Below are 20,487 nucleotides of genomic sequence, written 5' to 3' on the forward strand. Positions count from 1 at the left end.
TGCCATATTGACGTTCTATCTTCTCGAACAACAATCGTGGGTGGCCATGTTATCCTCTCTCACACCCGATTTATCAAACTTCGTTTGAATTAAGATCGCAAGGTTCCACCCTGCACGGGCCATAAGGGGATCTACAGCAATCCCCTATGGATCACCCCTGCCGTTCCGGCAACATTTTCGCTTTTTAACCAAACAACAGCAGCGAAAAAATTGCGACGGAAATTGATCGAGCTTCTGACAGCGTATGTAACCATCTTCGGCCTTACTCGAAAATGCTAGCGCTTTCGATGGTACATCCTGTACCGCGAAAGCTAGCCTGACGTCCTGTCAGGCTCACGCTATTTTCTTCAACGTTCTCAAGTTCAGAGTTGAATTTAGATATTTTCAAGCAGTAACTAGCTCGTTTTTGGACATTTTCGAGTTAGAACATTAATTCTAATTCGTGAATTTCAGGTTAAATTTTCTATGGGTAACGCTGAGTGAAGGGGCATTTTAGCTGCAAAGCAGCGCTTTAAAATGTCCCGCTTGCACGTTTTGTTAACCATCTTTGTGCAGGTTGACGTAACGCTCTTTAATAGAAGAATAGAAATCTTTACTTTGACTATACAAATGAAACATTGTCCAAATATTAAAGCCAACAACAGTAGACATTAAGTTGCCTCTCACACTGCCTGCTGAGAAATTTAACGCGCTATGGTGTTTATCAACGGAAGAACAAAGTGACAAGCTGTCAGCTACGTTTACCTGATTCACAAAGGTTTGAACAACATTTTCGTCACCCTGAATATGAAAAGGGACATTAATCCATAGGCTATCATTGATGCTTGATACTGCTGCTATTGCAGAATCAAGGCTCGACTTTAGCCCTGGGGCCGAAAGAAGCAATGTGCTATACCTTCCTTGAAACCCATGAACATCGATACCCATTGCGATAAGTCGTTGCCTTTTTTGTACAAATATTTGTCCTTGGTCACGATTATAAGTGGCTAGAAAGACTGCATTATCAACTGGGCAATTCTTTTGGATTTTATCAACGGCCTCAGCGAGAGCTGAAGCATATATTTTGCAGTCTGTGGCTAATTTAGAATATTCAGCAAAGAAAATATCTATTTCGTCAGCAGCTTGCAACTTTAGATTGGCCAATAACTGTCCCTTCCAATTAGCCGTTGCTGTTGCGTAAGCAAGCATGAACCCAATTACTGTGATAAAAGAACTAAGTATGGCTGTTTTTGTAGATTCGCTTTGTGAAACTATCCAGAACATCAGCTGATCCAAGCTATATGGGACGTTCCCAAATAAGGCTTCACCATTCAAATAGACGAATACCGATAGTAGAAAAATTCCATATATATTCCCGACAAAAAACCTGATCAGGTACATAGTTGTTATGAATCCATAAAACAATGGAACTGACAACTTTGGGGGGAGTTTAGAAAACATGATGTTCCTTCATGTGGTTAACGTTTTAGTATTTGTGCGTTGCGCTGTTTGCATGGCACAAACCGCTTGTTGGACTTGGCCGTTGCCGAGTCCAGGTTAATTGGTACGCTTTATGCTATAGGAATTTTCTTTTTTGATGCTGGCTCTGGGCTGCTGAGCAGTTTTGAACTGATAATATGGCTTGGTTTGTACGTATTTCATTGAAATTCCCTTGTCATTATGGTGTTCCATCACTTCTTTTTTAAGTCTAACTGATTCAATGAGGTTAATACACTCGATTGAGTCAGCATTTGGCTCCGCGCAGCGGCCTAGTTAAACGATTAAGCTAAGGGGCTGGCTTTAGCCAGTCCCAGTGAGCGAAGCGAGCGATTTGAGCGCCTTGTTATGCGATTTTACCGCGAGATCTTGCGAGTTCTTTCGTATAACCATCTTGAATTAGCCAAAGTATTTCAGATATGTATATGGGGGTGCTCAATGCCACTGCCAGCCATGGTGAAGCTTTTACAATAATTAGAAATGAGCCTGATACAAGCCACGTAGAATAAAGGCAGCAAATAATTATGAAAATTATAAAGTATGAGTTGGTTCTTGCGATTTGATAGTTAACGAGGCTTTGGTTGAATCGTGTGTTTTTTATTTTAATTGTCCGTCGAGTAATAACACCTTTGAGTAAGTTTTTTAGCACGTTAGGGATGTGGTGCGAAAATTTAGCAAGCAGCACACCCGCTACCGTGAAGAATATTCCTGTGAACCACCAGGATGGATCACCCAGATTATTTGTTATTGCTTCCATGCGGTTACTCCAAAAAGTGCATAACAGCTTATTGAAGGGCAAAAAAAATTAAAGTCGCCCTTTTAAGTTATTGATTAATATCATCCTACATTTACTATCTTCTTGATGTAAAGCAGTTTTATTTAACGCCACTGACAAATAAAAGCGAGGTTGCGCGTTAAAAGTGGACTCAATATTCAGCAGGAAATAAAAACACATTTATTTCAATGTATTACAAAATAAACAAATTATTTATCGTACTACTTTAATTTACTTATTAGCCGATTTAACTTAAAAAAACACTAAAAACCATTACAACTGTTTTTGTATACAGTACACACAACATAAAGGTGGGAAATATTCCTTACACAGGATACTTATTCGATATTTATAAGCCAGATACTGATGAAGTGTTAAGTAGTACGATCCCCATCGAAAATTATGCACTTTTTAGCATTTTTCGTCTGGAATGATGTGGCCACAGGTTCATATTTGAAACAAACTTTGGGTCATAAATGAGTTAGTTTTCTTGACTTGGAAATGGTGTGATTCAACTCTGGACTTGAGCACGTTGAAGAAAATAGCGTGAGCCTGACAGGACGTCAGGCTAGCTTTCGTTGGCCAGGGATGGCCTATCGGAAGCGTTAGCATTTTCGAATAAGGGCGAAGCTGGATTCAAATGAAGTTAAAAGCTGGATCTACCCCATGGCGACCTTTTCGCAGCTGTTGTTTCGTAAATAGCGAAAATGTTGCGGGGCGGCTGGGTGATCCAAGAGGGAACAGCCGTTGGTTTCCTCTTGGTCTGGTGTGGGCGAAGCACCACGACGTTAGTGGCCGTAGGCCATAGCCCAAACAAATTTTGGGGCAAAAACGAGTTAGTTTTCTTGACTTGGAAATGGTGTGATTCAACTCTGGACTTGAGCACGTTGAAGACTCTTTATAAAAGAATACGTGAGCTGGCCATGGATGGTGAGCTTAGCTTTCGCGGTACAGGATGTACCATAGGAAGCGTTAGCATTTTCATTCTTTACTATAAAGAGTTGACCGAAGAAGGATTCAAACGAGGCCAAAAGCTAGATTAATTTCCGTCGCGACATTTTCGCTGTTCAGAAAATGTTGCCGGAACGCTGAGGGTTTGCAAAGGGGTACAAGCGCTTTACCCATTTGCTCTGGTGTGGGTGAAGCGCCACGACGTTAGTGGCCGCAGGCCATAGCCTAACCAACTTTGGGGCATACATAAGTTAAAGATTTTACTTTCAAAAGGTGTGATTCAACTCTGAACTTGAGGCCGTTGAAAACTCTTTATACAAGAATGCGTGAAGCTCACATGGCCTTTCTCGCACCAAATTGCTGAAATGGACGTTGACGAGAACCTCAGTCAGCATGTGAATGAGGTTTCGTCGGATTTGTTCGGCTGCGCCTCATATCAATACCAAATATGTTGATTATCCTTAGCACGTCAGTAATAGCGCCTATGAATCTCGCAATTCTCGACGTAAGATCTTGCCAACATTTGATTTTGGCAATTCATCTCTAAATTCAATTATCCTTGGGTTTTTATAACCGGTAAGATATTTTCTACAATGTTTTTTTATTTCATCAACGGTCACATTACCTTTGCGTACAATAAATAATTTAACTATCTCTCCTGTGACGTCATCAGGAATGCCAATGGCCGCAGCTTCGATGATGTGAGGGTGAAGGGTTGCAACTTCTTCAATTTCAGTTGGAAAAACATTAAATCCCGATACTAGAATCATATCTTTTTTACGGTCTTCAATATAAAAAACCCCATCGTCATCCATTCTTCCTATATCGCCAGAGCTTAACCAACCTCCTGTATGCATTACAGTATTAGTTTCGGCTTCTTGTTGCCAATAGCCTTTCATCACTTGGGGCCCTCTAATTTGAATTTCACCAATTTGGTTAGGACCTAAAGGTTCATGTTCATCATTAACGATACGAAGTTCAGTGCTGGGTAAAGGGACACCAATTGAAGAAATAAATGATTGTTGTTGATGAGTACCTGCTGCGACTACCGGGGAACATTCAGTTAAGCCATAACCTTCTATGACAGGCATTCCAGTGAGCTGTTGCCAACGATCAGCAATATGTTTCTGCGTCGGCATTCCACCTGCAATAGTAAAACGAGCGTGACTAAAATCTAATTTTTGAAAACCAGCATGATTGTTTAGACCATTAAAAAGTGTATTTAAACCAAAAACCATTGTGAATGGATATTTACTTAAATCTACTACGAAACCATCTATATCTCTTGGGTTGGTAATGAGTAAATTGGTTGCACCGAGAAAGAGCATAAACATCATACTCACTGAGTTGGCAAAAATGTGATAAAGCGGAAGTGGGGTTACTGCATATTCCTTATCATATAAGGTTCTTGGGCTAAAATGAGCATGAACCTGTAGAACATTAGAAATAATATTACTATGAGTCAGCATTGCCCCTTTCGCAGGACCCGTCGTTCCACCTGTATATTGGAGATATGCTAAATCATCTACTGTTATTTGGGGATCAATAAAGGGAAGTTTTTTGCCTTCGGTTAATGCTCTACGCAATGAAATAGCGTCGGGAATATGATATTTAGGCACTATTTTTTTGACATGTTTGATAAGAAAGTTAACCAATGTACGCTTGTGCATAGCTAACTCATCTCCGATTTTGGTTAACATAACATGCTTAATGTTAGTCTCATGCAGTATTTGCTGAAGGTTATTACCAAAATTTGTTACGGCAACAATAGCACTGGCCCCTGAGTCTCGTAATTGATGCTTTAATTCTCGAGGGGTATAAAGTGGATTAACATTGACAATAATGAGTCCTGCTTTTAATGCTCCTAAAATAGTGATGGGATATTGCAATAAATTAGGCATCATCAAGGCGATTCGTTCGCCTTTTTTCATTTTTAGTTCAGATTGTAGATAAGCAGCAAAAGCGTTACTTTTACTTTCGAGATCTTGGTAGGATAAGCTATGTCCCATATTAATATATGCTGCTTTTTTAGCATGCACACTAAAAGACTCTTTAAACAAATCATTGATATTGTTATACATACTTGAATCTATTTTTGCGGGCACATCCTCAGGATATTGTGTTAGCCACGGTTTATCATTTGTCATTATAGCCATCATTAATGTTGTTTAAACATCACTATTGTAAATTAATTTACCTAATCAGTATAAAAATAATAGACTGAATTCAATGAATTAACTACTGTTCTAGGGGGTTATCAGTAGTTAATCTCTCGGAGTGTGACTCATCCCTGCTTTTATCGCTTTTCCGCCTAACTCTATCTTTATTCATCAATAAAAAAACATTCAGCTACTGCATTATCATGACAGTTTCTACTGTGGCAAATACATGTATCAGAGGTTGTTGTTAAAGTAAGCTTCGTTAGTCAGACACATGAACAAAAAAGCAGGATAAATCGCCATGGCGACTTTTCCATATCTGTTGTTTAAGTCAATAGAGAAAATGTTGCGGAGTGGCTGGGCCGTTTCTCTTGATCTGGTGTGACGCGCCAGGACGTTAGTGGCCGCAGCCATATCGACAACAGCAAACGCTATAATCAATATCCCCTACTCCTCAACCTGCAACCTGCAACCTGCAACCTGCAACCAATATCTCCAACTCTCAAAGAGTAAATCAATCACCTAACAGGCATTTTTTATATTTAATCGTTGTTTTCTGAATTGAATTAGCATTAGATGTAAGCAGGTTGTATTTGAAGGAAGAAATGACTGAATGAAAAATATTATTTGCGATATTGATGGTGTGCTACTGCATGACAACAAGCTAATCCCTGGAAGCGACAAGTTTATTCACCGCGTACTTGAACAAGGTAATCCGCTGGTTATCCTCACTAATTATCCCGTTCAAACTGGCAAAGACTTACAAAATCGACTCGGCGCTGCAGGTATTAATGTACCAGAAACCTGTTTTTATACCTCAGCCATGGCTACGGCAGACTTTCTAAAACACCAAACCGGCAATAAAGCCTATGTAATTGGCGAAGGTGCGCTTACACACGAACTTTACAATGCCGGTTTCACCATAACGGATATTAATCCAGACTTTGTCATTGTCGGTGAAACCCGCTCTTACAACTGGGATATGATCCATAAAGCATCTCGTTTTGTTGCTGGCGGTGCACGCTTTATTGCCACCAACCCAGACACCCACGGCCCTGCATTTAGCCCAGCATGTGGCGCATTATGTGCAGCCATTGAGCGTATCACAGGTAAGATGCCATTTTATGTGGGTAAGCCTAGCTCGTGGATTATCCGCTCGGCGTTGAATCATATACAGGGACATTCTGAAAACACCGTTATTATTGGCGATAACATGCGCACCGATATTCTGGCTGGCTTCCAAGCGGGTCTAGAAACGATTCTGGTGACGACTGGCGTAAGCCAAATGAGTGATATAGACAAAGAACCTTTCAGACCAAATCATGTGTTTGCCTGCGCTGGCGATATCGACGTCGTTTAATTAGCACCAGTTAATGTCCGCCAGTTAATAAGCTGAGCACCCAAGACACAATTTACATTAGGTAACACAATTCCAAGCCAGTGAACTTGTTTTCAAGCACTGGCTTGCTTCATTATGCTTGTCTGAAATAAAAACGAATAACAATAACAGGACATAGCATGAAACGATTGTTTCCTTTTTGCGCCATTGCCTTACTGTCAGCATGTAACGGCGATGATGCTAAACACGCTGCAACCGACGATATTATTCCGGCTAAAGTGACTGCGGTAACCTTTGACGAACAACGCTTTAGAACCGATATAGAAACATTATCGTCGGATAAGTTTGAAGGTCGCGCGCCAACAACCCAAGGCGAAAAGCTCACCATAGAGTATTTGTCTGCCGCCTTCACCCAAATGGGGCTTAAAGGCGCTTATAAAGGCAGTTTTTTGCAACCGGTTCCAATGGTGAGCTACACCGCTAGCGAACAACAGCAGGTTACTTTAGCGGGGTTGGATTTACAGTACCGCCAAGATATCGTGTTAAGCAGTCGTCACGATAGTAGCCAGGTGAGTATTAAAGATGCGCCATTAGTGTTTGTTGGTTACGGTATTAATGCGCCTGAATATGGCTGGAATGATTACCAAGATCTCAACATGAAAGGCAAAATTGCCATCATTTTAGTCAATGATCCAGGCTTTGCACATCCTGAAGGTGCCAAGTTTAATGGTAAGGCGATGACTTACTATGGTCGTTGGAGCTATAAATTTGAAGAAGCCAGTCGCCAAGGCGCGTTAGGCGCAATTATTATTCATGATACCGAACCTGCCTCTTACCCTTGGTCGGTAGTTGAAAACAGCTGGACCGGTGCTCAACAAGATTTAGTTCAAAGCAAAGCAGAACAAGATCAGCGGGTCCAAGTTGAAGGTTGGTTAACCTTAGACAGTGCTACGGCCTTATTCGATAAAGCGGGCTTGTCATTAACGTCATTAATGGATCGCGCCGCTACCAATTCACTCAATGTCGATTTAGCCCAAACAGCCAGCATTGAATTTGCCAATAAAGCGGAATATGCCGACAGTTATAATGTGGTTGCAACATTAGCTGGCAGCAAACAAGCTGATGAGCAGATTTTATTTACTGCCCATTGGGATCATATCGGTACCGATGAAACCAAAGACGGCGACCAAATTTATAATGGTGCGTTAGATAATGCCACTGGTACCGCCGGTATTTTAGAAATTGCCCGCCAGTTTGCCCAGCAAGCTAAACAAGGGCATGGCTTAGCCCGTTCATTAACCTTTATTGCCACTACGGGTGAAGAACAAGGCTTATTAGGCTCACGTTATTATGCTGCAAACCCAATTTATCCAATTGATAAAACCGTGGCTGTATTTAACCTCGACAGCACCAATATTTATGGTAAAACCAAAGATTACACGATTGTCGGTAAAGGCCAGTCTGAGTTAGAAAACTATTTAGACCGCGCTGTCGCTAAACAAAATCGTACCAGCCAAGGTGAGCTAAACCCTGCATCAGGCGGCTTTTTCCGTTCAGATCACTTCAGCTTTGCTAAATTAGGCGTGCCAGCAGTATTTGCCGGTGGTGGTAACGAACCGCTTGATGAAGCTACCGCACAATACAAAACGGCAATGCTGGTCAAAATGAAGGGTTGTTACCATAACGTTTGCGATCATTATCGTCCTGAATGGGATTTATCCGGTTCATTACAAGATTTAGGCGTGTACTACCAAGCCGCTGCTGAGTTAGGTAATAACCAAGATTGGCCAGGATACTTTGCCGGTTCTGAATTTAATCAATTACGTCCTGCAGATTAGTACCGCACCACCCTATTCCTTCCCCCCAAGGATTGGCCCATCATGTATTTGATGGGCTTTTTTTATTGGCATTTGGTTAGTACTGGCTATTAGCATCTGTGTCATTAATCTTTGTGTTATGAGTATCTAAGCTAAGCCTCTAGATAACCTGACTTACACTTTACTAAATTCATTTAGCGCTTCGATGGCTAAAGCCGCCTTTTCTGTTTGCACAAAAATATGGTCATGATAATAAGCGGCAATAACATTAGCGCTAATGCCTTTTTCGGTGAGTTTATTGGCCACTGCAGCCGTTAAACCAACGGCATCCAGACTAGAGTGTACCGTTAAGGTAATGCCTTTAAATACTGATTCAAAAGACAAGCCGCCCTCTATAGCAGCCGCTTTGGTTAATACTAATGTCAGCCCTTCAGATTCGCGAAACGTCGCGAGTGGCGATAAAGTTTGATAATCGCCATATTGGCCGCCCGGCACTGAGCAAAAAACGTATTCGTCATCTAATAATACCGGTGACATCGATGCAAGTAATGCCGTTAAATTTGTTTCACCTACCATACTTTTTTCCTTAAATATGTTTCCGTTATAAAGCGATTTTATGGATCACGCTCTTGTGTTGCAATAAAAAGCGCCAGCCTTAATAAAATGTGGCTTAACGTAAATGCAGCTTTGCTGCCTGCTACACATAAGTGACCAATATAAGTGACTAACAGAAGTGACTAACAGAAGTGACTAACAGAAGTGATCAACATAACCCTATCCAGTATTAAAACACTTAACAAGTTTAGCGCTGCTTGGTTGACTATCACCGAGTGAATTGAAGCCCCATTATCGCGCATCAACATGCCACGTAGGCACGATTATGGCTACGTTAAAGGCGTTAAATGACCATTAAGCCCCACTTTTGTTCAAATAAACATCATACGCACAGCATTAGTGCAATTATGGCTTTTAGTGGTATTTGATTATGAAATCTTAAAAAAAATAGCCATAATCACGATAAAAATAAAGATATCTCAATAAAAATGACACTTAACAAAACATTGCTCAAATAAAAAGATATTTAAAAGAGATAAAATCATTAAAATAGCTATATTTATGATGTTATCTCAAAAAACAAGCTTGGCAGTTAACCAAAATACTGGCAAAGTAGGAACCAGATAAAGATTAGCCAACGCTGCTGGAGCCGTATTATGTGTTCAATATTTTCAATTTTAGACATCAAAACTGATGCAAGCAAACTTCGCCAAGTGGCGTTAGAAATGTCAAAACTGCTGCGTCACCGCGGCCCAGATTGGTCTGGCATATATGCTGATGACAAAGCCATTTTAGCGCATGAACGTTTATCGATTGTTGACGTTGACCACGGAGCGCAGCCACTTATCAGCCTTGATGGCAACATAGTGTTAGCCGTAAACGGTGAAATTTATAACCACAAGCAGTTAAAAGCTCAGCTAGGTGACAAATACCAGTATCAAACTAACTCAGATTGCGAAGTGATCTTATCACTGTACCAAGAATACGGTTGTGACTTTTTAGACAAACTGAACGGTATCTTCGCATTCGTACTGTATGACAAAGCCAAAGGCACGTACTTAATCGGTCGCGACCACATGGGCATTATCCCACTTTATACAGGTCTAGATGCATCTGGTAACTTCTACGTTGCTTCTGAAATGAAAGCATTAATGCCAGTATGTAAAACGGTTGCTGAGTTTTACCCAGGACAGTATTTATATTCTGCAGACGGTAAACCAACCCAGTATTATCACCGTGAATGGCGCGATTTTGATGCCGTTAAAGATAACCCAGCTAGCATTGAAGAATTACGTGAAGCATTAGAAGCCGCGGTAAAACGCCAGTTAATGTCTGATGTTCCTTACGGAGTATTATTGTCTGGTGGCCTAGATTCATCAGTGATTTCTGCCATTACACAAACATATGCAAAACACCGTATTGAAAACGACGGCGAAACCGGCGCATGGTGGCCACAACTGCATTCATTTGCCGTAGGGTTAGCTGAGTCTCCAGATTTAGTCGCAGCGCAAAAAGTGGCAGATGCCATTGGCACAATTCATCACCCTATTGTGTATACCTTCCAAGAAGGCTTAGATGCAATTAAAGAAGTGATTTATCACTTAGAAACGTACGACGTAACCACTATCCGTGCCGCTACGCCAATGTATTTAATGGCACGTAAAATTAAAGCCATGGGCATTAAAATGGTGTTGTCTGGCGAAGGTGCTGACGAACTATTTGGTGGCTACCTGTATTTCCATAAAGCGCCTAACGCCCAAGCGTTCCATGAAGAATTAGTCCGTAAGCTTGATAAGCTGCATTTATTTGATTGCTTGCGTGCCAACAAAGCTATGGCAGCATGGGGACTTGAAGCACGTGTGCCTTTCTTAGATAAAGAGTTTATTGACGTAGCAATGCGCATTAACCCTGAAGCGAAGATGTCTAAAGATGGTCGTATCGAGAAGCACATTTTACGTCAAGCGTTTGAGCACAAATTACCTAAAGAAGTGGTATGGCGCCAAAAAGAGCAGTTCAGTGACGGCGTAGGTTACTCGTGGATTGATGGCTTAAAAGCTCATGCGGCAGAAAACGTAGATGACGTGCAATTTGCTAACGCAAAATTCCGTTTCCCATACAACACGCCAGAGTCGAAAGAAGCCTATTTTTACCGCAGCTTCTTTGAAGAGTTTTTCCCATTAGCCAGTGCCGCTGAAACAGTGCCAGGTGGAAAAACAGTTGCCTGTTCAACCCCTGAAGCACTATTGTGGGATGTAAGTTTACAAGGGCTTAACGACCCATCGGGCCGTGCAGTTAAAAACGTTCACGCTAGCGCATATTAGCATTACGTGCTCTGCTCTTAAAATGTAAACGCATTTTAAGAGCAGATGGCATTAACAGAAAAGCACACCCATTAATGGTGTGCTTTTTATTGTAAAAAATTACGATCTAAAACCATTCATATAAAACTAGTCATTTTCTGACATTTTTTTATTGAGATGAATAGTGCCAGTTTCTTTTCTCTTTTTGATTTTTATGTTGATAAGTTCCACCGTTAACGAGAATGCCATTGCAAAATAGATGTATCCCTTTGGTACATGGAAATCGAGTCCCTCAGCAACTAAAGTGAATCCGATTAACAATAAAAATGACAATGCGAGCATTTTAATCGTCGGATTTTCTTCAACAAATATACTGATTGGTTTGGCGGCGAACAACATCACAATGACAGATAAAACGATAGCAATAACCATAATCGATATATTATCAACCAAGCCAACAGCAGTAATGACTGAATCTAATGAAAATACAATATCGAGAATCGCGATTTGAATTAACACTGAGTAAAAGCCAACTTGTGCAACACCATGAGTTGATTCAGTCGGAATATCAAAGCTCGTATGAATTTCATGAGTTGATTTGGCTAATAAAAATAAACCGCCAAAAATTAAAATCAAATCACGGCCTGAAATAGCATTATCTAGCAAGGTGAAAATAGGCTCTACGAGTCCCATGATCCAAAATAAACTTAATAGTAGACCTAACCTAGCTACCATCGCTAAACCTATCCCGATAAGTCTTGCTTTATCTCTTTGATGAACAGGTAACTTTCCAACCACAATCGAGATAAAAATAATATTATCGATACCTAGTACAATCTCGAGTGCTATCAGGGTTAAAAGTGCCACCCATGCTTGCGGATCTGCTATCCATTCGAACATATACTACCTCTATAATTGAATTACATTGCCATAGGTTACTCTCGCAGAGAATCTACATTAGCCAAAAATTAACCACAATAGACAACATTTGTTTTGTGAAAATATATTTTTTCTAAGCATTTATTTTAAATTTGCTATGAATGATTTTAAAAGTTAGTTTTAAGAAATAAACTTTATTTATATTGAGATACCATGACAGACATCAGCATTTTTAATCTTGAGATGACCGACCGCAGTCAATTAAAACCTAAACATGATGCCAACGGCTTAACCGTGGTTGAGGTGAAAATAAAACAATATCAATTCAATCGTTTTTTATATCAATTTGTGGGTGCTGCGTGGGAGTGGACAGATAAATTAGCCTTGTCCGATAGCCAATGGCAGGAATACAGCGAAGCGGATAATTTGCATTTGTTTGTCGCGTATAAAGACGGTGCACCAGCGGGTTACTTTGAGTTGCAGCAACAAGGTGACGCGACTGTCGAGATTATGTATTTTGGTTTAAGTGAACGCTTTATCGGTAAAGGCTTTGGCGGCTATTTACTGACTCAAGCTATTGAACAAGCGTGGTCGCTACCTAACACCCGCCGTGTTTGGGTGCATACTTGCTCATTAGATCACCCAAGCGCTTTACAAAACTACCAAGCTCGCGGGTTTAGCTTATTTAGAACCGATACCGAACCGAGAACCAACCCAACTGCGGTGTAGCTCAATACGATATTTGTAGTGCTCAACAATTATAGATTAGCGGCCTACTAGCGTTTTTTACGCGCGATAGCGCGTTGTTGTAACGTTTCCAGCAATGCGCTTTTTTGTTGTTGGTCCATTGTATGCCAAGCCAGAATCTCATCGAGCGAGCGATGGCAACCTAAACAGATATCCTGTTGATCTAAACAACATTGCCTCACACAAGGTGAGGCAATTTGATTGTCTTTATTCTGACCAGACGGCATATTCGTTACCATTAACGTCGGTAAAATGGAAACGTCTACCGCCAGGAAAACTGAATACAGCTTTGGTGATGAGTCCACCAGCCTGAATAATTTTAGCTTCTGTGGCGGCTAAATCTTGGCTATAAAGCACAATTAACGGACTGCCGTTTGCTAAGGTGAATTGAGAGTCTGCTTGATAAAAGCCACCATCAATTCCGACCTGCAAAAAACAACTGTATTGAGGACCATAGTCTTGAAACTGCCAACCAAAAACCTGAGTAAAAAAGGCTTTGGTTGCGATGAGGTCTCTCACGGGTATTTCTAAATAATTAATACTATGATGTTGACTCATACTCACCTCTGTTACTCTGTTATTTGGCTGACAATATTATATGGCAGACAATATCATATGGCAGACAACGCCATGAAAATAATACGTTTTTGGGGTTAACTGTATTGCTGCAGCAATGCCGCTACGGCACCAATAATACCGCCGAACACACCACCCCACACAACTAACCAACCCAAATGGGTTTTAATCATGTCTTGAATGATTTGTTTCACTAATTCTGGCGTAAGTTCATTTAAACGCTGTTCAACAATATTGGCCACTTTAGCTTGCATATCTGCGATAACATCTGGCTTTTCAAGCTCATTGACTAAAATAGCATTGAACTCTTCACTTTGAGCCAGTTCAACTAACGACAGTTTCATTTTTTCAATAAATGGCTCTTTCAGTGGGATCAACGCCTCGGTTCCACCAAACATCGCTAACATGCCACCAAATGATGACTTTTCGATAGTCGACACTAATGCATCAAATGATGGCGCTAAATCAATTTTTTCAATCACAGGGGTTAAATCAATACTACTGGCACTACTGGTTGTCAAAAAGCGATCGATATTCTCTTGAGTAAAAAATTGCTGCATCATTAAATGTTTAATGCCCGCTTTAAACTCTTCAAATCGTGATGGAACCACACCGGAACCATACAAACCGGGGACTTTTTCAAACAACATATGGATTGCTAACCAGTTGGTTAATGCACCCGACAACGCAAATAACCCTATTGTCATGACAATTTGTTGTTGTAACACATACCCAACCAGCATAAAGACAGCCGCGATAAGGTTGGTTAATACGCTCTTATTCAATCTCTTTTCCTTAACATCTATGATGATAAAATAATAAAAAACCTCAGCTATTTTATCAGAAATAACTGAGGTCTACATAATTCATCGTTCATCTCATCACAGACTTAATTACCATGGTTAATGGTAAGCAAATAATACTGATCAATTTACGCCGTACAACTTAAGGATTCAGGTTCGATAGGCACTTGGGAATCATGGTGGTTAATCAATAATACCCCAGTACTTTGTGCCAACAACTGAGCCTTTTGGTACATTTGGCTAACAACATCCTGCTGCTGATATTGAGGTTTTACAAACACATCTTCCAAATACCACACAGGAGCAAGGCGCAATGAAGAAAACGACGGGTATAATTGAATAAAGCCCACCATTTCATCGTCTCTGATGGAGACAAAAATCATCGAATCATTTTCGGCCAAGCGATGCTTCAAAAAATGATGACACGCTGGATAGTCAGAGGGCTGTTGTAGTTGCTGCCGATATAGATCAAATAGCAGGCTCAATGGTTCTAAATCGATGCTCGAAGCTAGACGTATTTGCATTTCTCATCCTTGAAAAGAGGATTAAATACCGCGTATGAATATCGCAGATATCATGCCTATTAAGTAATGGCATCAAGCCATCAGGTTAAAACAATATGTCACTGTAAGTGTTTAACGCACAAAACAAAATGAACCTATATAAAAAAGACAAATAGAAAAATCTATTAATTACATAAGCTTAAATATAAAGTTAACATCAATAAACATAAATGTAAATTAATCTATTATCCTGACAAAATAATCATTCGTTACGATTGTTTTTTTGGTAAAATAGTCAGCTGTTGCCACTGTTTTGTATCAAGATTACCTCTTATGACCTCGTTTTTTGCGCAATTGCGCTCAGCGGTTACACCGCGCTCTCGTATTCTAAAATTTGCCCTTTATGGATTAACTGTTTATCTATTGGGTTGTGCTGTTCTCGGCGGATTGATTCCATATATTGCCAAACAACAAGCACCAACGATATTAACCGAGCAATTAGGCAGAAACGTTACCCTACAAGACATTAGTATCAACCCATTTACGTTAGAACTAGCGGTATCGGGTTTTGAAATCAACGAACTTGATAGCCCGAAAACGTTTGCGTCATTCGCCGCGGCCTATGGCAACATTCAATTATGGCAATCGATCTCATCTTGGGCGATAGTGATTGAAGATATCCGTCTACAACAACCCACCTTTAGAGTGGCGCGTACTGAAACGGCAAATCAACAAGTTGTATTTAACTTCAGTGACATTATTACTCGCCTAAGCCAAAATAGTCAGCCAACACCAATGAGTACTGAACCGAGTGTTATACCGGCGATAAACATTGCTAATATTCAGATCCAACAAGGCGTGTTTACCCTAGACGACAACGTCACAGATACCCACATTAATTATCCCAACATCAATGTGTCATTGGCACAATTCAATAGCTTGAGTAGTGCGTTAAACGACAAGCAAGACCAAGTAAATCGTTATAACTTACGCATAGAAGATCAATTCAAAGGCTCGGTCGCATTGCAAGGGCAATTCCAATTAGCGCCCCTGGCAATAAAAGGCGATGTTAAGGTGACTGGAATTGATTTATCACGTTACTGGTCTTTTATTGATCAACTGTTTGCGATTAACTTAGCTGAAGGCACGCTGAGCCTAAACGGACAGTATGACGTGATATTGCAAGACAAAAACTTAGCACCAATAAGCCATATCAATGTCACCAAAGCACAGATAGTGATTAAACGTTTTAAAGCGTTACATCAGCAAGATGAAAAAATCGCCATTGATGTCTTAGCATTAAATAATATCAATTTAGACAGCCACAAAAAACGCGTTAGCATTGGTGAGTTCCATACCGAAAAAGGTAATATCAAACTCAATATCACTCCTACTGGTGCTGATTTGGTTGCTTTATTGCTGCCTAAAGACACTGAGTTAACAACTACCGTAGATACCTCAGATTTATCTTCTACAGCCTCAACGACTACCGAGTCTGCTATTACCGAATCAGCTATTACCGAATCAGCTACTACAGACACGATAGATTCAGAGACTGCAGATTTAGGCACTATAGATATAGAGAAAGCTAACTCAGATGAGCAAAAAGCTGACAGCACAAATGTGGCTGATACCATTACTGATAAAGCCATCGCGACCGTTAAACAAGTCACCACTGATCTCAACACAAAAGCAGCTAGCGATACAACTGCAAAAACAGATACAGAAACAGATGCAGAACCACTATTAGCGCAGCAATCACCACCATCAGCGACACAAGATGCTACGAAAGAAACGACAGTTGAGACAGACTCACAAACGACTCAACAAAAAACAGCAGTAACGTCTAACGCCATCGATGCTGACTCCCCTTGGTTAGTCACACTAGACAAAATCAGTATCGTGCAGTATCAAGTTAAACTGGGTGAAGGCATTGCCAGTGATAAGATTATTCTTTGGCAAATCGGCCCGATTGACCTCACTACTGGGGTAATAAAATCAGATCTATCCAGCCCGATTGATTATCAATTTTCGGCAGGAATTAATCAACAAAGCTTATTAACGTCAACAGGACAAGTTGATGCATTAGCGCAAACAGTGAATGCTGAAATCGACTTTAGTAATATGTTGCTGTCACGTTTACAACCTTATATTGCTCCTTACATCAATATCACTATTGAAGATGGCATGTTTTCCACTAAGGGTGTTTTGCATGCAGACGCTAAAGACACGCTAACCTACTCTGGCAGTGCAAACATCAGTCAATTACACATTAACGATAACGTGTTAAAACAACCTTTGCTGACATGGCAAACCATGGACATCAACCAATTATCGTTTGATCGCCAACAAGCTAACATTGATATTGATGAAATAAACTTCGATAAGCTGTTTAGTCGCCTGATTATCTCACCCGACCGCAGCACCAATATTAGCGAGTTGATCAATACTCCTGCAGACGTAAAACAAACCACTGCTAGTGTCGAGACAGATAGTGTTGAGACAGATAAAGTTGCTGTTAGTCCAAGTAAAGCTGAACAAGCGACCTTATCGACAGGCAATGAGCAATCCACCACCGATGCGCCACAAATGAAGCTCAACATTAATAAGATTGGCTTTAAAGACAGCTCGGCCTTCTTTGCGGATAATTCGTTAACGCCCAATTTTGCTTCGGGCATTGAAATGCTTAACGGCCAGATCACCAACTTATCATCAAATCCAGAAACCACTGCATCAGTTGATTTAGCGGGAAAAATAGACAAATACGCACCGGTGACGTTAAAAGGTGATGTTAACCCGTTATTAGCACAACCTTATCTTGACCTTAATTTGAACTTTGACAAAGTAGAGCTCACCTCGGTTAACCCTTACTCGGGCACTTATGCTGGTTATTATATTGATAAAGGTCAGTTGTCACTGGATCTAAACTATCAGCTTAAAAACAATGAATTAGTTGGCAGTAATCATGTAGTGATTGATCAACTCGAATTAGGTAAACGCAGTAACAGCAGTTTAGCAACCAGCCTACCGGTGACATTAGCGATAGCATTATTGCAAGACCGACATGGCGTAATTGATTTAGGCGTTGATGTGTCTGGGGATATTGATTCTCCTAGCTTTAGTTTTGGTAGCATCATCATTAATGCACTAGGCAATATCATAACCAAAGCGGTGACCTCACCGTTTTCATTCTTAGCTGGTCTTGTGGGCAGTGATGAACAAATAGATAAAATCAGTTTTGAGTATGGACGCAGCAACATCTCACTTAAACAAAAAAGCACCTTAGACAAACTGGCTAAAGCGTTAATAGACAGGCCGCTGCTTAATCTAAATATTAAAGGCAGTATCGACATAATTAACGATAAACAAGCATTAGCAGAAACCAAACTGCATAAGCAACTGGCTAACGCTGCGGGGATAAAATTCAAAGATTTCCCCAAAAGTGTCTCTGCCAGCAAATACCCTGTTACGGGGCCATTAGCAGATGCATTGTATCAATTGGTTGAGCAAGAGTTATCGCAGGATCCATTAGACATCAAGCAAAAATTACAGCAGAAAAAACCAAAACTGACTGAAGCAGAGCTGATCACGCGTTGGCACATTGGTTTGTACAATATGCTTAAAAATCACCAACAGTTTACTGCAGATGAATTTGGCCTTTTAGCCCAAGAGCGCGCTAAAGCGGTTAAAGCCTATTTAATTGCTCAAGCAGGAATTGATGCAGGTAAAATATTTGTGCTTGAAAGCCGTATCAACACCGCAGAAGATGCCGCAGAAGCATTGCTTGAACTACAAGTAAAATAACCTGTCTGTGGCTGTTAACCGCTATCTACATCGGGTAGACTGCGCATACATTGCAAACGAGTAATCACAAACGTTTGTAATCATGATGTATCATTAATATTGTTAAGATTGAGGTTATCTATGTTTATCGTTCGCTGGATTTTAGGTCGAATTATTTTGTTGTTAAATTTTGTGTTTGCTCCTAAAAAGCGCCAACGTCCACAAGATCAACAAGCTATTGTCGATCAACAAACTCAATCATTGGCATTGTATCAATACGCCGCCTGCCCTTTTTGTGTCAAGGTTCGTCGTGATATGCGTCGCCAAAATTTAACCATTAACTTAGTCGACGCCAAACAAGATGACAACAAAAGCGTGTTAGTAAGCCAAGGTGGCAAGCTACAAGTGCCTTGTTTACGTATCGAACAAGACGGCAACACCCAATGGTTATATGAGTCAAAAGCCATTACCAGCTACCTCAACGAACGTTTCGCATAAAGCACTGGTTATGTCATGTCGCCACAGTTTATCTCAACACTGTGGCTAACATATTGCTGTAGAAATATTTTTACCCTGGCCATGCTTGTATCAATAAAGGTCATGATAATATATTGCAGCATTTATTCGAGTTTCATTTAACATAAGAACGAATGAGGTAATGAGTGTCAAAAATAAGCTTAATCATCTGCAGTCTCATACTGCTTAGCGCCTGTAGCGCAAGCGAACCTGATCCTATGGACTTTGCGGGGCAGTTTCGCGATGCATTCAGTACTCAAATTAAAGGTAATGGGATTAAGTTGTTTGTCTATAAAGCAAAATTAGCTACCGCCCTTGACCGCAGCATTCCTGGTGATTCCCCGCTAGAAAGAAGAATTCGCAGTAAACAAGATGCACAGAGTTATTTAATTGAACAACGTAACGCAGAGAATCGCCTCGAACTATGGCATCAACAAATTGATCTGGGTCTTAGAAAAACCATCGAAATGAATGGTTATTGTAAAGCCGGTTTTATTGAATTAAGTCGTTATGTTGAAACTGAGCGCGGTGAAATTCGTGGCGAATGTAATGATGGTGCTACCGCTGAAGATATTAAAAAATTCGGCGCCTAATTGCCAAGCCGATGCAGCTTTAACTGACTTAATAGGTTAATTATTGTCGCTGACGGATAAAACACTATATCCAGCTAAGCAATTAAGCTAAAATTAGCATCCAAATTTTCTCGTGATGTTGCCGTAGGCTCCAAGACCAGTGTCATCACGCTCCGATAAGCCGTGTATCGTCTAGAATGATATTAATAGTTTGTCGTTTACAAAGTAAGAAATCAGATGAATAGAAAGCAAGAGATGATCAAAAAATTGGCCAAACGTGCCAAGGCTCGCCAAAATAAAGTGGTGCCGGCTAACCCAAGTAACAAGCCTGTTGAGCGTTATATCTCTAAAGCTGAACGTGAGAAAATTGCGTTAGCGGAAGCGGCTGAACAAACAGTTGCCACAGAAGCCAGCACAGAAACTGACAAAGACTAACACCCATTTACAAGGTGTCAGTATCAAAAAGCCCCTATTATTGGTCAAGGCCAAAAATAGGGGCTTTTTATTATCAGCTCTGTGGGCATTAGCCAGAGATTAAATATCTATCATAGCATCACGTCTCGATCCCAATCACATGTAAACTCTATCGCATATACACAGAATCACATCTACACTGAATCACATCTTCACTAAGTCACATCTACACTGAGTCTCATCTTCACTGAGTCTCATCTTCACTGAGTCTCATCTTCACTGAGTCTCATCTTCACTGAGTCTCATCTTCACTGAGTCTCAT

Annotated in this window: 17 protein-coding genes; 8 read left to right on the forward strand and 9 right to left on the reverse strand. The window is 40.5% G+C overall.

The window, feature by feature from the left end; genetic code table 11:
* Positions 1–537: 537 nt before the first annotated feature.
* The 3 genes from AAEY97_RS13035 to AAEY97_RS13045 form a co-directional block, all read right to left on the reverse strand.
* Positions 538–1,440: a hypothetical protein gene (locus tag AAEY97_RS13035; protein ID WP_350999247.1), complete on the reverse strand. Its 903-nt coding sequence runs from the start codon at positions 1,438–1,440 to the stop codon at positions 538–540.
* Between the two features lie 382 nt (positions 1,441–1,822).
* A complete protein-coding gene (locus tag AAEY97_RS13040; RefSeq protein WP_350978746.1) occupies positions 1,823–2,233 on the reverse strand; it encodes a hypothetical protein in 411 nt (136 codons plus the stop codon).
* Between the two features lie 1,451 nt (positions 2,234–3,684).
* Positions 3,685–5,361, reverse strand: coding sequence for an AMP-binding protein (locus AAEY97_RS13045; protein ID WP_350999250.1), 1,677 nt, complete (start codon positions 5,359–5,361; stop codon positions 3,685–3,687).
* A 613-nt stretch (positions 5,362–5,974) separates the two neighbouring features.
* Between AAEY97_RS13045 and AAEY97_RS13050 the strand changes: the two genes are divergently transcribed.
* Positions 5,975–6,721, forward strand: a complete 747-nt coding sequence (locus AAEY97_RS13050; protein WP_011637074.1) for an HAD-IIA family hydrolase — start codon at positions 5,975–5,977, stop codon at positions 6,719–6,721.
* Positions 6,722–6,879: 158 nt separating this feature from the next.
* Positions 6,880–8,538: a M28 family metallopeptidase gene (locus AAEY97_RS13055; RefSeq protein ID WP_350999253.1), complete on the forward strand. Its 1,659-nt coding sequence runs from the start codon at positions 6,880–6,882 to the stop codon at positions 8,536–8,538.
* A gap of 153 nt (positions 8,539–8,691) precedes the next feature.
* On the opposite strand, the gene AAEY97_RS13060 is transcribed toward AAEY97_RS13055, so the two are convergent.
* Positions 8,692–9,093 carry an ACT domain-containing protein gene (locus AAEY97_RS13060; protein ID WP_101087512.1) on the reverse strand — a complete coding sequence of 134 codons (402 nt, stop codon included), beginning with the start codon at positions 9,091–9,093 and terminating at the stop codon, positions 8,692–8,694.
* A 635-nt stretch (positions 9,094–9,728) separates the two neighbouring features.
* On the opposite strand from AAEY97_RS13060, the gene asnB reads away from it, so the two are divergent.
* Positions 9,729–11,393 (forward strand): asparagine synthase B, encoded by a 1,665-nt coding sequence (gene asnB, locus AAEY97_RS13065; protein ID WP_162022843.1) that lies wholly within the window; start codon positions 9,729–9,731, stop codon positions 11,391–11,393.
* 126 nt (positions 11,394–11,519) lie between these two features.
* Here asnB and AAEY97_RS13070 read toward each other — a convergent pair whose 3' ends face one another.
* Complete coding sequence (locus tag AAEY97_RS13070; protein WP_011637070.1) at positions 11,520–12,272, reverse strand: TerC family protein; 753 nt, start codon at positions 12,270–12,272, stop codon at positions 11,520–11,522.
* Positions 12,273–12,464: 192 nt separating this feature from the next.
* On the opposite strand from AAEY97_RS13070, the gene AAEY97_RS13075 reads away from it, so the two are divergent.
* Positions 12,465–12,980 carry a GNAT family N-acetyltransferase gene (locus AAEY97_RS13075; RefSeq protein WP_350978737.1) on the forward strand — a complete coding sequence of 172 codons (516 nt, stop codon included), beginning with the start codon at positions 12,465–12,467 and terminating at the stop codon, positions 12,978–12,980.
* 47 nt (positions 12,981–13,027) lie between these two features.
* On the opposite strand, the gene AAEY97_RS13080 is transcribed toward AAEY97_RS13075, so the two are convergent.
* From AAEY97_RS13080 to AAEY97_RS13095, 4 genes are all read right to left on the reverse strand, one after another.
* Positions 13,028–13,225, reverse strand: coding sequence for a DUF1289 domain-containing protein (locus AAEY97_RS13080; protein ID WP_350999258.1), 198 nt, complete (start codon positions 13,223–13,225; stop codon positions 13,028–13,030).
* Complete coding sequence (locus AAEY97_RS13085; protein WP_101087508.1) at positions 13,206–13,556, reverse strand: VOC family protein; 351 nt, start codon at positions 13,554–13,556, stop codon at positions 13,206–13,208. The genes AAEY97_RS13080 and AAEY97_RS13085 overlap by 20 nt, the downstream gene beginning before the upstream one ends.
* A 95-nt stretch (positions 13,557–13,651) precedes the next feature.
* On the reverse strand, positions 13,652–14,359 hold the full coding sequence (locus tag AAEY97_RS13090; RefSeq protein WP_162022840.1) for a DUF445 domain-containing protein: 708 nt from the start codon (positions 14,357–14,359) through the stop codon (positions 13,652–13,654).
* A 146-nt stretch (positions 14,360–14,505) separates the two neighbouring features.
* Positions 14,506–14,901, reverse strand: a complete 396-nt coding sequence (locus AAEY97_RS13095) for a GNAT family N-acetyltransferase (RefSeq protein WP_101087506.1) — start codon at positions 14,899–14,901, stop codon at positions 14,506–14,508.
* A 312-nt stretch (positions 14,902–15,213) separates the two neighbouring features.
* Here AAEY97_RS13095 and AAEY97_RS13100 point away from each other — a divergent pair, with 312 nt between their 5' ends.
* From AAEY97_RS13100 to AAEY97_RS13115, 4 genes are all read left to right on the forward strand, one after another.
* On the forward strand, positions 15,214–18,684 hold the full coding sequence (locus AAEY97_RS13100) for a DUF748 domain-containing protein (protein WP_350999261.1): 3,471 nt from the start codon (positions 15,214–15,216) through the stop codon (positions 18,682–18,684).
* A 120-nt stretch (positions 18,685–18,804) separates the two neighbouring features.
* Entirely contained in the window at positions 18,805–19,161 is a 357-nt protein-coding gene (locus AAEY97_RS13105; protein ID WP_162022838.1) for a glutathione S-transferase N-terminal domain-containing protein, read from the forward strand.
* 164 nt (positions 19,162–19,325) lie between these two features.
* Positions 19,326–19,772: a hypothetical protein gene (locus AAEY97_RS13110; RefSeq protein WP_101087503.1), complete on the forward strand. Its 447-nt coding sequence runs from the start codon at positions 19,326–19,328 to the stop codon at positions 19,770–19,772.
* A gap of 216 nt (positions 19,773–19,988) precedes the next feature.
* Entirely contained in the window at positions 19,989–20,186 is a 198-nt protein-coding gene (locus AAEY97_RS13115) for a DUF2986 domain-containing protein (RefSeq protein ID WP_011637061.1), read from the forward strand.
* Positions 20,187–20,487 lie beyond the last annotated feature (301 nt).

The sequence above is a fragment of the Shewanella sp. TB7-MNA-CIBAN-0143 genome, from assembly GCF_040310065.1.
Taxonomy (GTDB): Bacteria; Pseudomonadota; Gammaproteobacteria; order Enterobacterales; family Shewanellaceae; genus Shewanella.

What these genes read in the sequence shown, in the direction of transcription:
- AAEY97_RS13035 (WP_350999247.1), bottom strand. Translation starts at nt 1,440, where the DNA reads ATGTTTTCTAAACTCCCCCCAAAGTTGTCAGTTCCATTGTTTTATGGA.
- AAEY97_RS13040 (WP_350978746.1), bottom strand. Translation starts at nt 2,233, where the DNA reads ATGGAAGCAATAACAAATAATCTGGGTGATCCATCCTGGTGGTTCACA.
- AAEY97_RS13045 (WP_350999250.1), bottom strand. Translation starts at nt 5,361, where the DNA reads ATGATGGCTATAATGACAAATGATAAACCGTGGCTAACACAATATCCT.
- AAEY97_RS13050 (WP_011637074.1), top strand. Translation starts at nt 5,975, where the DNA reads ATGAAAAATATTATTTGCGATATTGATGGTGTGCTACTGCATGACAAC.
- AAEY97_RS13055 (WP_350999253.1), top strand. Translation starts at nt 6,880, where the DNA reads ATGAAACGATTGTTTCCTTTTTGCGCCATTGCCTTACTGTCAGCATGT.
- AAEY97_RS13060 (WP_101087512.1), bottom strand. Translation starts at nt 9,093, where the DNA reads ATGGTAGGTGAAACAAATTTAACGGCATTACTTGCATCGATGTCACCG.
- asnB (WP_162022843.1), top strand. Translation starts at nt 9,729, where the DNA reads ATGTGTTCAATATTTTCAATTTTAGACATCAAAACTGATGCAAGCAAA.
- AAEY97_RS13070 (WP_011637070.1), bottom strand. Translation starts at nt 12,272, where the DNA reads ATGTTCGAATGGATAGCAGATCCGCAAGCATGGGTGGCACTTTTAACC.
- AAEY97_RS13075 (WP_350978737.1), top strand. Translation starts at nt 12,465, where the DNA reads ATGACAGACATCAGCATTTTTAATCTTGAGATGACCGACCGCAGTCAA.
- AAEY97_RS13080 (WP_350999258.1), bottom strand. Translation starts at nt 13,225, where the DNA reads ATGCCGTCTGGTCAGAATAAAGACAATCAAATTGCCTCACCTTGTGTG.
- AAEY97_RS13085 (WP_101087508.1), bottom strand. Translation starts at nt 13,556, where the DNA reads ATGAGTCAACATCATAGTATTAATTATTTAGAAATACCCGTGAGAGAC.
- AAEY97_RS13095 (WP_101087506.1), bottom strand. Translation starts at nt 14,901, where the DNA reads ATGCAAATACGTCTAGCTTCGAGCATCGATTTAGAACCATTGAGCCTG.
- AAEY97_RS13100 (WP_350999261.1), top strand. Translation starts at nt 15,214, where the DNA reads ATGACCTCGTTTTTTGCGCAATTGCGCTCAGCGGTTACACCGCGCTCT.
- AAEY97_RS13105 (WP_162022838.1), top strand. Translation starts at nt 18,805, where the DNA reads ATGTTTATCGTTCGCTGGATTTTAGGTCGAATTATTTTGTTGTTAAAT.
- AAEY97_RS13115 (WP_011637061.1), top strand. Translation starts at nt 19,989, where the DNA reads ATGAATAGAAAGCAAGAGATGATCAAAAAATTGGCCAAACGTGCCAAG.